This window comes from Nesterenkonia flava (assembly GCF_031432335.1).
Classification (GTDB): domain Bacteria; phylum Actinomycetota; class Actinomycetes; order Actinomycetales; family Micrococcaceae; genus Nesterenkonia; species Nesterenkonia flava.
In genome coordinates this window covers 47,491-59,984 of record NZ_JAVKGT010000011.1, presented here as the reverse complement: position 1 = coordinate 59,984, position 12,494 = coordinate 47,491, and the positions used below count along the sequence as shown (strand labels likewise).

Sequence of the window (12,494 nt, the reverse complement as noted above, 5' to 3'; positions counted from 1 at the left end):
GGAGACACCCCCGGAGCGAGAGAACCCGGAGCCCGCTCCGCAGGAGAGTGCCGCGGAGTCTCGGCAGGCAGCCCCGGCAGTGGCAGACGATGAGGCCGCACGCTACGGACGCAATGAGACGGCGCGCAACCCCAATATCGATCCGGGGCCCGAGTCGAACCTGCAGCCCGGCGAGACTCCTCCCGAGTCCAACTCTGCAACGGCCACTCCCCCGGGCCCCGGCACCCAGCGGACCGCCGCGGTCGAAGGTCATCATGACCGTTGTGGCGATCGTCATCGTTCTGCTGCTGGGACTGTTGTTCTTCGGCTACATTGCAGGACTGCTTGACTAGAGTGTGAATGCTCCGTCACCGGAGCAGGGTGACAGGACGCCCGCAGGCCGCCCGTCAGTGCTTTACCGCATGTTGCGGTAGCGCATGGCGCGCTGAGCTTCGCGGGCGTCCTGCTTTTCGCGCAGGGTCTGGCGCTTGTCGAACTCCCGCTTACCCTGGGCAATACCGATCTCGACTTTGGCCCGGCCATCCTTGAAATAGAGGCTCAGGGGCACAATAGTGCGTCCGGGATCCTCCGTCTGACGGGAGATCTTGATGAGCTCTTTACGGTGCAGCAGCAGTTTGCGCTTGCGGCGCGTGGCGTGGTTGGTCCATGTTCCGTTCAGATACTCGGGGATGTGAACCTGCTCGAGCCAGAGTTCGCCCGAGTTGTCGAAGGCGGCGAAGCCATCCACGAGCGAGGCCTGTCCTTCGCGCAGTGACTTCACTTCTGTCCCGGTGAGCACCAGGCCGGCCTCGTATCTGTCCAGGATGGTGTAATCGTGGCGGGCGCGCCTGTTCAGCGCCACCACGTGGTTGTTGGGGTCCTTCTCGTTCTTGGACTTCTTCTTGGCCATAACCGCCCCATCATACCCGCAGGTAGCGGCGAACTGTCAGCCAGGAGGAGAAGGCCGCCAGCAGCACCGCCACCAGGACCAGGCCGGGCATGACGATCCAGGACTGCGCCGAGGAGATGAAGTGGATTCCCGCAACCTGCTGGGCAAGCCACTGGCCCAGCAGGAACTCGGCAATCACCCACGTGGCCGCACACGCCAGCAGAGAGCCCGCGAACGCGGCAATGATGCCTTCGAAAACGAACGGTGTGCGGATCATGGACTTGGATGCGCCCACCATCCGCATGATGCCGGTCTCCCGGCGTCTGCTGAAAGCCGACAGGCGGATGGTCGTAGACACCAGCAGCACGGTGCATACGATCATGACCGCAGCAATGATCAGCGCCACGACGGTGAGACCGTTGAGGATCCCAAAGACCTGGTCGAGCACCTCCTGCTGATCGGAGACGACCTCCACCCCGGGCACCGAGGAGAAGAGCTCGGTGACCACCGGGTACTCCTGCGGATCGCTGAGCTGCAGGCGGAACGAGGCCGGAAGATCCTCGGGCTGAAGCGAGGCGGTGCGCACGCTCTCTCCCCGTGACTCCATGTAGTTCTGGTGCGCCTCTTCCTGCGACTCGTAGCGCCAGTCCGTGACGTAGGGGCTGGCGGCCCCCGCGGTGATCATCTGCTCGATGTTCTGAGTCTGTTCGTCCGTGGCAGCGCCCGTGGGGCATGCGCTGGAGGCCGAGTTCTCCGTACAGAGAAAGACCGATACCTGCAGGCGCTCGTAGAAGTCCTGAGTCATCTGGTTGACCTGGATCTGCATGAGCGCTGCCGCGCCGACGAAGGTCAGCGAGATGAAGGTCACCAGCACCACGGAGGCCACCATGGCAACGTTCTTGCGCAGGGAGCTGAACGTTTCTCCCAACTGATAGAGCAGGGTGCTCATCGCTTGCCCCTCCTACGACGGAAGATGCCACGCTTGGAGGCTTCGAGCTGCTCCTCGGTGCGGCGACTGTCCGCATAGGTCGCCTCCGAGGCAGAGGACTTCGGCTTAGGCACCGCGGTGGAGGACTCGGCAGTCTCGCTGCTGGCCGTCCGGGTGCTGGAAGCAGACTGCTCCTCGAATGCTGAGGTCAGCCATGCCAGGCGGTCCTGGTCCGGCTCCCTGCGGCGCTTGGATGCCAGGGGCTCCGGTGCCGCGGGCTTGATTGCCGCGGATTCGGGTTCAGCAGGCTCGGGCGCAGTAGGTGCAAGGGCAGCAGGTCCAGGGGTTGCCGGCTCGGGGGCCGCAGCCGCTGCTGGGGACTCGGACGCTTTCGGCTCGGTCTCAGTGTCGACAGGGGAAACCTCTTCGGCCTCGGGCTCAGCCGTGACGGACTCGGTCCGCTCCGGTGCCGGTGCCTCAGATGCGGGAGCTTCCGGCTCGGAGCGGGGCGAGTCTCGATGCTCGTCTACCTCCTGGGGCTCGTCCTCGCTGCCGTTGTCAAAGACCGGCATGTGGTCAGAGTCCATAGGGGCTGCGCTGATCAGGGACTCGGCGGCGTCGTCGTACCGGGCTGCCTTTTGCTCCTCGGGCCAGACGATCCGCACCGACTCGGTCTTGGTCGCCGTGGAGACTTCCTCGGTCTCAGCGCCCGGCTCTGCGGCGCGCTCGTGCTGTGCATCCTCCTGAGAGGCGGAGGGCTCCGCGGGGGTAGCATCCTGTGCCTGTTCATGTGCCTGTTCTGTGGCCTCCTCCGAGGCGCTGCGACGCGCGGGCTCGGGCGAGGCTGCCGAGTTCGCAGAAGCAGGCGAGTCTTCCGCCTCGTCCTCAGCGGGGGCGACCAGCGGCACGGCCTGGGTGCGCAACGGTGCCGGGTCCTCGGCCCGCAGACCGGACTCGGCCTCTTCCTTGACCAGGATCTGCCAGGCCTCCGAACCCTCGGGCGGGTCATAGAGTCCGTGACGTTCGTCGCGCACCAGCTTGCCCTTGTGCAGCTGGACCACACGTTTGCCCATGCGGTCCACAATGGCCCGGTCGTGGGTGGCCATGATGACGGTGGTCCCGGCGGCGTTGATCCAGCGGAGAATCTTCATGACCTCGGCAGATGCGCGGGGATCGAGGTTGCCGGTGGGCTCATCAGCCAGCAGGATCGCGGGGTTGTTGACGATGGCGCGGGCGATGGCGGCGCGCTGCTGCTCACCGCCGGAGATCTCATGAGGGTAGCGCTTAGCCAGGTGGTCCAGTCCCACACGCTTGAGCACCTGGGTGACACGCTTGCGGATCTGTCCTCGGGAGGCGCCGATGACACGCATGGCGAAGGCGACGTTGTCGAACACCGTCTTATCCGGAAGGAGCCGGAAGTCCTGGAAGACCATGCCGATGCTGCGGCGGTATTCGGGCACGCGGCGCTCGAGCATCAGTCCGAGGTTCTGGCCGGCCACGGTGATTTTGCCCCGCTGGGGCAGGCCCTCACGCAGGATCATGCGCAGCAGGGTCGATTTACCGGAGCCGGAGGCGCCGATGAGGAAGACGAAGTCGCCGCGCCCGAATTCGATGCTGACGTCATCAAGCGCGGGACGCCCGCCCGGAGCGTAGGACCGGGTGACGTGTTCGAAGCGGATCACGCCTAGGCCTCGTCGCCGCCCTGGTTGCGCCAGCGGATGCCGGCGTCGATGAAGCCGTCGAGGTCACCGTCCAGCACGCTGGAGGCGTTGCCGACCTCGTGGTTCGTGCGCAGGTCCTTGACCATTTGGTAGGGGTGCAGCACGTAGGAGCGGATCTGGTCTCCCCAGGAGGCCTTGATGTCTCCGGCGAGTTCCTTCTTCTCTGCGGCCTCCTCCTGCTTTTTCAGCAGCAGCAGCCGAGCCTCCAGCACGCGCATCGCAGCGGCGCGGTTCTGGATCTGGGACTTCTCATTCTGCATGGAGACCACGATGCCGGTGGGCAGGTGCGTGATGCGCACCGCCGAGTCGGTGGTGTTCACCGACTGTCCGCCGGGGCCAGAGGAGCGGAAGACGTCGATCTTCAGATCGTTCTCGTCGATGTCGATGCTCTCGGTGCCTTCCAGCAGCGGGATGACCTCGACGGCGGCGAAGCTGGTCTGGCGGCGGCCCTGATTGTCGAAGGGGCTGATGCGCACCAGGCGATGGGTGCCCGCTTCCACCGAAAGGGTGCCGAAGGCGTAGGGGGCCTTGACCTCGAAAGTAGCCGATTTCAGCCCGGCCTCCTCCGCGTAGGAGGTGTCGAGGACTTTGATGTCCCATTCCCGGCGCTCTGCCCAGCGGGTGTACATGCGCAGCAGCATTTCGGCGAAGTCGGCGGCATCCACCCCACCGGCACCGGCGCGGATGGTGACCACCGCGTCGTGCTCGTCGTATTCGCCGGACATCAGGGTGACGATCTCCAGGGACTCCAGGGCTTTGCGGATAGAGGCGACCTCCTGGGCGGCCTCGGCAACGACGTCGTCGTCGCCCTCTTCCTGTCCCATCTCCACCATGAGCTCGACGTCGTCGATGCGTCCGGTGAGCTTGGTGATCCGCTGCAGCTGGGCCTGCTTGTGGCTCAGCTGGGAGTTCACACGCTGGGCGTTCTCCTGGTTGTCCCAGAGGTTGGGATCAGCGGCCTGCTGCTCGAGGTCGGTGACCTCCTGCTGCAGTGCGTCGACGTCGATGACCTCGGTGATGCGACGCAGCGTGCCGCGCAGCTCCTGAAGCTCGGTGGGGAAATCCATATCAGCCATAACGTCACTACACTACCGGGCCGGGCTCCGGTTCAGCCCTAGCACCGGGCGCGAGTCCGCGGTCTCCTGCTGGTGCCGGTGCGGTCCAGCTGATGAATCCGGTGCGCACACCCGCCTCGTCGAAGAGGTGGCCGAGTCGCAGCCACATCACCACGTGCAGGTTGTGGCGTTCCCCGGCCACCGCGGCGCACAGCCGGGTCGCTGAGAGCCGACTGATGCGGTGGGCCACGCGGTCGAGATCTTCCAGTGGGACCGACAGGTGCAGCGCCATGGCGTGGGTGTAGAGGCTGCCGTCGGAGGCCAGATCCACGCGTTGGGTCAGCACTCGCTCGCGCAGGGCGCGGTTGAGCACGGGAGCGTCCCGCACCGCCCGGACTCCCGGGGCGGAGCCGATTCCGTGGCGGATGATGTCGCGCAGCACCGTCATGTCCTCGGCGACCACCCAGCAGAGCAGCTCGATGTCTCCGGTGACTTCGGAGATGGTCATGATCTTGGGGTGCTGGGCCAGGCGCTTGGCCAGGTTCGTCACCTCATCGGGCTCGCAGACCACCTCGACGACGGCGAAGACCGCACCGGAGCGCGGCCCCGGATAGGTGGAGAACCACGCGGCCCCGGCTGACTCCAGACGCTGCCAGCGCCGGCGCACTGTGACCGCGGAGCGTCCGAGCTGCCGTGCTAGCTCGGACCATGGCTGCCGCACCTCGTCCTGCAGGGCGTCGACCAGCGCGAAGTCGGTCTCCGAGAGTCTCATGCGGGTGCTCGAGACGCCTCAGTCCTGGGCGGGGGCTTCGAATGCTGCTGCGGCTGCCTCCACCACAGCGGGGTCGCGATAGGCCGCCAGCGCCGTGATGGCAAGGGTCGCTGCGCCGTCGGCGATGGTGGGGCCGGCATCCTCCGAGCCCGCCCGCTCGGCGAACTCTCGGGTGTGGGGCACCAGCCCCGCCCCCAGGCTCACCAGTGGGTGGATGGAGGGAACCACGCGGGAGACGTTGCCCATATCGGTGGATCCCAGAGTTCCGACTTCGCCCACGGGGCGGCCCAGAGAGGCCATCGCCTGCTCGGCGATTTCCCCCAGCACGGGGTTGGTGATCATGGAGAAGTAGGGCGGGGTGGGCTGGGTGATGCTGACTTCGCATCCGGTGGCCAGGGCTGCGCCGTGGAAGCAGTTCTCGACTCGCGGCAGCACATCGTCCAGGAGCTCGTCTCGCTTCTCGGAACGCACAAAGACTCGCATGGCGGTGTGCTCGGGGATGATGTTGGGGGCCTGGCCGCCGTCGGTGATGATGGCGTGGACTCGGGCGTCGTCGGGCAGCTGCTGGCGCAGCAGGCCGATCGCGCTGAGAGACAGCGTGGCTGCATCCAGGGCGTTGCGGCCCTTGTGGGGTGCACCGGCGGCATGACTGGCCCGCCCGGTGAAGCGGACGTCCAGGGCGACTCTCGAAAGGATGGTGGCAGAGACGGCGTCGTCGCCCGCGGGGTGGACCATCATGGCCAGGTCTACGCCGTTGAGCACTCCGGCCTCGATCATGGGGACCTTGCCCCCGCCACCCTCTTCGGCGGGACTGCCCACCAGCACTAGGTGACCCGGGGTGCCGGTGGCCTCCAAGCGCTCCTTGATGAGGATGCCGGCGCCGAGTCCGGCGGCGGCGATGATGTTGTGGCCGCAGGCGTGGCCGAGCCCCTCCAGGGCGTCGTACTCGCAGAAGACGGCAATGGTCGGAGAGTTCTCCGTGCTGCCCGGCGCGGACCAGCGCCCGATAAAGGCGGTGTCGAGTCCGGCATAGGGGGCTTCGAGCTCGAATCCGGCCTCGCGGACCTCGGCGGTCAGGCGCGCGGCGGCGTGGTGCTCCTCGAATCGGATCTCGGGATGCTCGTGGAGGTCCTTGGCGACCTCCTGGAGTCTGGGCAGGATCTGCTGCAGGGGTGCGGAGATCTCCTCGCGCAGGGCGTTCACGTCGGTATTCAGGGTCATAGGTTCATTCCTATCTCAGCTGTGCAGAGGAGGTGTGGAAGGGTCGCGTCAGTCCAGGTAGAGGCCGTGTCCGGGGCCCACGGGCAGCTCGAAAGCTCCCCAGATGAGGAACATCGCGATCCAGACCACCCAGACCACTACGGTGAAGGGCAGCACGATGCTGAAGAGGGTGCCGAGCCCGGACTTGGGCGCGAATCGCTGCATGAGTCCCAGGATGACCGGCAGCATCGGGTTGACCGGCACCAGCGGGTTGAATGCCGAATCGCTGATGCGGAAAGCGGCCTGGGTATAGGCGGGGTCGATCCCGACCATCATGAACATGGGCACAAAGATCGGTGCCAGCAGTGCCCACTGGGCTGAGCCGGAGAGGATGAAGAAGTTCGGAAGGATCGTGAAGATGCTGAACAGCAGCAGCCCGTTCATCCCGTCGAGCCCTCCGGACTCCAGCACCTGGGCACCGGAGGTGGCCACCAGCATGCCCAGACCCGACCAGTCGAACCAGGCGATGGCCTGGGCGGCTACGAAGATCACCACGATGAAGGGCACCAGGTCCTTGACCGCATCGGCCATGTGCTGGGGTACCTGAGCGGCGCTGGTCAGGGATCCGGAGATCAGTCCGAAGGCGACTGCGCCGATGATGAAGAAGAACAGGATCAGCACCGGCACGGAGGACATGAACGGCGAGCGCGCCAGGCCGCCGTCGTCACCGCGCAGCGGGGAGTCTGCGGGGATCACCACGAGGGCGATGAGGATGATGAATGCCAGCATGGCCAGTCCGGCTCCGAGCATGCCCCGCTTCTCCTCCCGGGTGACCGGGGCCTCGGTGTCCACGTCGATGTCGCCGGTGAACTTGCCCAGGCGAGGTTCCAGGTAGAGCGTGCAGTTCAGGGTGATGGCGATGGCCAGGATCAGGGTGGATGAGGCCATGAAGTACCAGTTGGCCACGGGGGTGACGGTCATCTCCGGGTCCACGATCTGGTCTGCAGAGGTGGTGATGCCAGCCAGCAGCACGTCGGTGCCGGCGATCATGAAGTTGGCGCTGAACCCGGCGATGACGGGGCAGTAGGAGGCCGCGAAGCCGGCCAGCGGGTGGCGCCCCACCACGTAGGCAACGGCGGCCAACGGGGGGGGTGATCACCATGGCCGCATCGGAGGCGAGGTGGATCCCCTTAACTGATGGTGCGTGTGATCCCCTACACAGTAGACGCAGGTCACACTGCGGTGGCAAATAGTCCACATCACGCCTGAATCACTCCCTTTGGTGTCCGATTCGCAACTCGTGCCTGGCATGGAGGGAGACTTCGTGCTCGATTCGCGCCGTCTCGCTTCTATCTGTTCAGGCTCACTCTGGCGTGGGACTCGGCGCTAACGCGCACAGACGCGGGAAGAACCCAGCGGATGACTGGCAGCGGCACCTCCGCGGTGAGCTCAAGATGGGCGGTCTGGGCGCCGTCCGAGGTCCAGGCTCGGGATACCCTGAGTTCGTCGAACCGGCGGTCGGCGCCGGTCTGGAGAAGGTACTGTTCGGCCGCAGCGCGAATCTGTGCCTCCTGCAGCCTTGGTACGGGATGGCGATTACCGGCACCGCTGATCTGAGCCTCCACCACCGCGGCGCTGGCCGCCCCGTCGGCTGCTGCCAGGAGTTTCCGAGCCTCGAGATTTACCGCTGTGGCGCCTCCGATGACGGCGATGAGCATCAGTGCCAGTGTCAGCACGCCGAGAGTGAGGACAGTGGTCTGGCCCGTGTCCTGCGCAAAAAGTCGCCGGGCGTGCTCGGGAGTCCGGCTCATGGGTTCTGTACCTGAGCAGAGGTGGTGCTGACGGTGACCAAGGTGTGCTCCCAACCCGCGACCTGGGGTATCAGGGGCAGCGGGACGCGGACCTCAACCGTGTAGATGACAATCCCACCCTCAGTGTCGCAACCGTCGGGACACTGCCGGGTGACTCTCGCCTGGGACGAGTCGATACCGAAGTCCGCAAGCGCCTGTGCGGCGGCAGCGTCACTGCGCGCAGCGCGATCTTGGGCAGAAACGTCTCCGGGCGCCGTGTACATCTTGCTCGCCTGGTCGGCGGCACCGAGAGTCGCGTAAGCCGCTGCCTGCACCTGCGCGAGGGCAACCAGGAAGTAGACCAATGGAATCAGCAGCAGAGAGCTCAGCATGACGAACTCCACGGCTGCAGATCCCTCCTCCGCCGTTGAGGGCCGTACGGGTTCAGTGGAAGTCATAGGCTGACCCCCTGATCTGCAGCTGCCCTGTTCCCGGCAGGATACCGAGCACCGGAACCTGCGTGGTGATCGTAATCCGCAGCAATCGTCCCTCGGGTGCGTGAACATAGGCGTACTGGACATCCTGGGCATAGCGGTCCGCGATAGAGGAGGCGATCAGGGCGCGGGTCCGTGCGACGCCGTCGTCGGGTGTTCTGTCATCCAGCACGCCGAATCGAGCCCCCGTAGACGCCGCATCGATGAGGGTGTTGCGGACGTGGATCATCAGCGCCAGCTGGATAATCCCCAGCAGAAGGACCATCAGCAGCGCGGAGATCATGACGAACTCTGCCACTGCTGACCCTCGTTCGGCCTCACGGCCTCTTACGAGCCCCCGCACGTCTGTTAGGGAGTGACTTGATTAATCGCTTCGTTAAACAAGCCGGCGAGCGCGGGCTGCGCCAACGCGAGAAGTCCTGCTACCAGGACTGCGGACATGAGGGTGATCATGACCCAACCAGGCACGTCCCCCCGTTCCTCCTCATGGGTCAGTGCAATAAGCCGCAGGGTCAGGTCAGTGATTCTCATCTTCTCTCTCCATGGTGTTGTGGATGTGCTGTGTTGTATGGGCGGTCCGGTAAGGGTCAGAAGTCGATAGAAAGGAGCGTCAGGCCCGGGTAAACGGCAAAGAGGACGACCAAGGGAAGAATCCCGAAGACCAGAGGCACCAACATGCCGATTTCCTTCTTCCCCGCGGCTTCCATGAGGTCTCGCTTGCCCAGTTCGCGGACATCGGCGGCCTGAGACCGCATGACGTCGGCCAACGGTGTCCCTCGTTCAATGGCCACCAGCATCCCGTCTAGGAATCTGCTGATCGGTGGGCTCCCGATACGGGTGTCCATGTCTTTCACCGCGCTGGTGAATGGTGTGCCCGACCGCGTCTCTGCCAGGGTTCGGTGCAGCTCCGCGGCCAGTTCTCCTGTGGCCACACGTCCCACCCGTTCAAAGGCCGAAGGAGCACTTTCTCCGGCGCTCACGGACAATGCGATCATTTCTGCAATGGTGGGAAACTCCGCAAGCATCCGTCGCTGACGACGGCGGATACGTGCACTGAGCAAGTTGTCACGTCCCGCAGCCCCCAGAAAGACCGCTGCTGCAGTACTGAGCACCGCAAAGAGTCCGTGGAACTGGCCAGCAAGTGCCGCAGCAGCGTTGAGCATGGCGGCGGCGCCGGCGCCGACTCCGGCTCCCACGAGCTGCTGCAGTCGATACTCGGTCACGCTGAGGGAGAGGTCGGCCTGAAGCAGACGTCTCTTCAGTTGGAAGGAATCGGTGCTCAAGCGGTCCAGCTGGGAGAGCGCAACATCGAGCAGGGGTTGAAAGATACTGAGCACTGCCCCTAGCCCTGTCACGGGTGCACGCTGCGTCCGTTCGGCCCGCGCGGAGGGAATATAGGGGGCGACTCTCTCGGCGAAACTTGGCTGATTGAACACTGGCAAGGCCAGCACGGCCAACGAAACGCCTGCGCCTGTTCCAAGTCCTGTCACCACTGCCCAGATGAGCTCCTGATTCACGCGAGCACCCGGACTTCCTGGGGCAGCCGGCCGATCCGCAGCATCAGGCGGTAGCAGACCACGGAGATCACCAGCCCCATAGCTAGGACCATCATGCCCCGGGCATTCTGATATGCCTCAGCTGCTGCTGGCTGAGTCCCTAGCAGGAGAACCACGATCCAGGGGGCCGCCACCGCGAGTTTGGCACCGTTGACGGTCCAGGACTGCCTTGCTTTGAGCTCACTGCGCATTCGTGAGTTCTGACGGAGGAACTCCGACAGCGTGGTGAGCATCTTCCCGAGTTCGCTGCCTCCTACCTCGCGTGTGATCTGCAGTGCCACGACCAGACGATCTCCCACGGGATCTGCCAGCCGCTCCTTCAGCCGGCTCAAAGCCTGCTGCTGGGAAAGACCGGCTCGATAATCGCGGCCGAACTCGGAGAAGGGCTCCCGCAGCTCAGACGGTCCGCTGGTACCCAACTGAATGATCGCTTCGGGGAGGGACAGGCCAGAGCGGACGGCAGAACGTAGATGGTCCACCGCGTCTGGCCAGACCTCCATAAGAACTGCTCGCCGGCGTCCTGCCTGCCACTGCACGGCCGACCAGGGTAGCGCGGCGGCGAACAGCGCGAAGCACACAGCGATGGGAACAGCGCGGGTCATCGCAAGCACCACAAGGAAAGCCAGCAGCGCACATGCCGCGACGGCGATCACCAAAGCCGACACTGGGAGCCTCTGATGCCCGGCCTCATCAAGAAGTCGACGCACCCTGCTTCGTGAACGCCGCCTGGCGCCGCGCCCCTGACGCGGACTGAAAGATGACAGGATCAGCAGCAAACCTACGGCAAGGCTGAACCCGAGGAGGAGACTCATGCGGCCCCTCCCCCGACGAGGATTCTCCGGGCGGCCACGCTGAGCTTGGGGTGATCGAACACCCCTGTTGCTGAGGGCTGAAGCGTGCTGCCGTCGTGAAGGAACAGCACAGAGGTTTCGATCGTCTCGTCTTCAACGCGTCCGCCGATTCCTAGAACCTGTTGAACGTACCGCTGTCCAGAGGCATCGCGCACACAGTGGACCACGAGGTCGATACACGAGGCCACCGTGGGGATGATGAAGCTGCGCGTGATGTTCTCCCCCGCCAAGAGGGGCAGCGTGCAGATTTTCATGAGCGCGTCACTGGCAGAGTTTGCATGGACTGTGGCCATGCCCGGTTGACCGCTGTTTAGCGCGATCAGCATGTCTAGGCTCTCGGCTTCTCGTACCTCTCCGACGATCAGCCTATCGGGACGCATGCGCAGCGCTTCCTTCACCAAGCGTCGCAGTGGGATTTCGCCTTCCCCTTCGAGGTTCGGCTGGCGACACTGCAGAGCCACGACGTCGCGCAGAGGAATCTCCAACTCGAAGATCTCCTCCACCGTAACCACCCGTTCCCTTGGAGGGACAGCTGAAGCCAGGCAGTTGAGCATGGTCGTTTTTCCGGATCCTGTAGGACCCGACACCAGGATGTTCATCCCTGAGGCAACGGCGTCAGCAAGGAATGACGCAGCAGCCTGAGTCAGGCTGCCCAGTCTCACAAGGTCTTCCAACGAGGACGCTCGGGAGATGAACTTACGAATATTCACCGCCCAGTGCCTGCGGGTGATGTCCGGAATCACCACATGCAAACGGGACCCGTCCGGCAAGGATGCATCGACAAATGGGCTACTCAGGTCCAGGCGCCTACCAGAGGTCTTCAGCATCCTCTCGACAAGATCCCGAATGCGGGTCTCGCTCAGTGTGATGGAGGTCAGTTCGCTTCGTCCCCCGCGCGCGACGAAGACCTGGTGCGGGGAGTTCAGCCAGATTTCCTCCACCGAGTCGTCATCCAGCAGGGGCTGCAGCTCCCCGAACCCCGCGAGCGAGTCGAAGAGTCGTTGTCCCGCGGTGTCGATCTCGTCGAGCACCGGAAGAGAGGTCACCAGTGAACGCCGGTCGTAATCAGCTATGGCACTGTCAATCAGGCGCCTGACACTTAACGGATCGGTCGCAGGGTCGAGTCCCTGCGACCGAATCATGTCGCGCACCTCGTCTTCGACGATAGTGAAGGCGTCCATCGACACGCCCCTCCTGCAATCCACCCCAGTTCTCTACCCCGTCGCGCAACACGATAGCCCTGAGGGTCGACGACGACT

Annotated in this window: 14 protein-coding genes; all 14 read right to left on the bottom strand. The window is 64.7% G+C overall.

What is annotated here, in order from left to right:
• Positions 1 to 394: 394 nt before the first annotated feature.
• On the bottom strand, positions 395 to 889 hold the full coding sequence (smpB, locus tag RH857_RS05815; RefSeq protein ID WP_310537031.1) for an SsrA-binding protein SmpB: 495 nt from the start codon (positions 887 to 889) through the stop codon (positions 395 to 397).
• A 10-nt stretch (positions 890 to 899) separates the two neighbouring features.
• Positions 900 to 1,817 (bottom strand): permease-like cell division protein FtsX, encoded by a 918-nt coding sequence (gene ftsX, locus RH857_RS05810; protein ID WP_310537030.1) that lies wholly within the window; start codon positions 1,815 to 1,817, stop codon positions 900 to 902.
• Complete coding sequence (ftsE, locus tag RH857_RS05805) at positions 1,814 to 3,478, bottom strand: cell division ATP-binding protein FtsE (RefSeq protein WP_310537029.1); 1,665 nt, start codon at positions 3,476 to 3,478, stop codon at positions 1,814 to 1,816. The genes ftsX and ftsE overlap by 4 nt, the downstream gene beginning before the upstream one ends.
• A 2-nt stretch (positions 3,479 to 3,480) precedes the next feature.
• Positions 3,481 to 4,593 carry a peptide chain release factor 2 gene (prfB, locus tag RH857_RS05800; RefSeq protein ID WP_310537028.1) on the bottom strand — a complete coding sequence of 371 codons (1,113 nt, stop codon included), beginning with the start codon at positions 4,591 to 4,593 and terminating at the stop codon, positions 3,481 to 3,483.
• A gap of 7 nt (positions 4,594 to 4,600) precedes the next feature.
• Complete coding sequence (locus RH857_RS05795; protein WP_310537027.1) at positions 4,601 to 5,344, bottom strand: Lrp/AsnC family transcriptional regulator; 744 nt, start codon at positions 5,342 to 5,344, stop codon at positions 4,601 to 4,603.
• 18 nt (positions 5,345 to 5,362) lie between these two features.
• A complete protein-coding gene (locus RH857_RS05790; protein WP_310537026.1) occupies positions 5,363 to 6,565 on the bottom strand; it encodes a M20 family metallopeptidase in 1,203 nt (400 codons plus the stop codon).
• A 48-nt stretch (positions 6,566 to 6,613) separates the two neighbouring features.
• Positions 6,614 to 7,687, bottom strand: a complete 1,074-nt coding sequence (locus tag RH857_RS05785; RefSeq protein WP_310537025.1) for an AbgT family transporter — start codon at positions 7,685 to 7,687, stop codon at positions 6,614 to 6,616.
• Positions 7,688 to 7,893: 206 nt separating this feature from the next.
• Positions 7,894 to 8,355 carry a hypothetical protein gene (locus RH857_RS05780; protein WP_310537024.1) on the bottom strand — a complete coding sequence of 154 codons (462 nt, stop codon included), beginning with the start codon at positions 8,353 to 8,355 and terminating at the stop codon, positions 7,894 to 7,896.
• On the bottom strand, positions 8,352 to 8,792 hold the full coding sequence (locus RH857_RS05775; protein ID WP_310537023.1) for a hypothetical protein: 441 nt from the start codon (positions 8,790 to 8,792) through the stop codon (positions 8,352 to 8,354). The genes RH857_RS05780 and RH857_RS05775 overlap by 4 nt, the downstream gene beginning before the upstream one ends.
• Positions 8,779 to 9,126: a TadE family protein gene (locus RH857_RS05770; RefSeq protein WP_310537022.1), complete on the bottom strand. Its 348-nt coding sequence runs from the start codon at positions 9,124 to 9,126 to the stop codon at positions 8,779 to 8,781. Before RH857_RS05770 ends, RH857_RS05775 begins: the two co-directional genes overlap by 14 nt.
• Before the next feature lie 50 nt (positions 9,127 to 9,176).
• Positions 9,177 to 9,359, bottom strand: coding sequence for a hypothetical protein (locus RH857_RS05765; RefSeq protein WP_310537021.1), 183 nt, complete (start codon positions 9,357 to 9,359; stop codon positions 9,177 to 9,179).
• A gap of 56 nt (positions 9,360 to 9,415) precedes the next feature.
• The gene (locus RH857_RS05760; protein ID WP_310537020.1) at positions 9,416 to 10,165 is read right to left on the bottom strand and encodes a type II secretion system F family protein; all 750 of its coding nucleotides are present in this window, start codon (positions 10,163 to 10,165) and stop codon (positions 9,416 to 9,418) included.
• Between the two features lie 176 nt (positions 10,166 to 10,341).
• Entirely contained in the window at positions 10,342 to 11,196 is an 855-nt protein-coding gene (locus RH857_RS05755; protein WP_310537019.1) for a type II secretion system F family protein, read from the bottom strand.
• Positions 11,193 to 12,416 carry a TadA family conjugal transfer-associated ATPase gene (locus RH857_RS05750; RefSeq protein WP_310537018.1) on the bottom strand — a complete coding sequence of 408 codons (1,224 nt, stop codon included), beginning with the start codon at positions 12,414 to 12,416 and terminating at the stop codon, positions 11,193 to 11,195. Before RH857_RS05750 ends, RH857_RS05755 begins: the two co-directional genes overlap by 4 nt.
• Positions 12,417 to 12,494 lie beyond the last annotated feature (78 nt).

Bases quoted from the DNA above. Each gene is read 5' to 3' on its own strand.
- RH857_RS05775 (WP_310537023.1), bottom strand. From the start codon at position 8,792: ATGACTTCCACTGAACCCGTACGGCCCTCAACGGCGGAGGAGGGATCT.
- prfB (WP_310537028.1), bottom strand. From the start codon at position 4,593: ATGGCTGATATGGATTTCCCCACCGAGCTTCAGGAGCTGCGCGGCACG.
- RH857_RS05780 (WP_310537024.1), bottom strand. From the start codon at position 8,355: ATGAGCCGGACTCCCGAGCACGCCCGGCGACTTTTTGCGCAGGACACG.
- smpB (WP_310537031.1), bottom strand. From the start codon at position 889: ATGGCCAAGAAGAAGTCCAAGAACGAGAAGGACCCCAACAACCACGTG.
- RH857_RS05750 (WP_310537018.1), bottom strand. From the start codon at position 12,416: ATGGACGCCTTCACTATCGTCGAAGACGAGGTGCGCGACATGATTCGG.
- RH857_RS05765 (WP_310537021.1), bottom strand. From the start codon at position 9,359: ATGAGAATCACTGACCTGACCCTGCGGCTTATTGCACTGACCCATGAG.
- RH857_RS05755 (WP_310537019.1), bottom strand. From the start codon at position 11,196: ATGAGTCTCCTCCTCGGGTTCAGCCTTGCCGTAGGTTTGCTGCTGATC.
- RH857_RS05790 (WP_310537026.1), bottom strand. From the start codon at position 6,565: ATGACCCTGAATACCGACGTGAACGCCCTGCGCGAGGAGATCTCCGCA.
- RH857_RS05795 (WP_310537027.1), bottom strand. From the start codon at position 5,344: ATGAGACTCTCGGAGACCGACTTCGCGCTGGTCGACGCCCTGCAGGAC.
- ftsX (WP_310537030.1), bottom strand. From the start codon at position 1,817: ATGAGCACCCTGCTCTATCAGTTGGGAGAAACGTTCAGCTCCCTGCGC.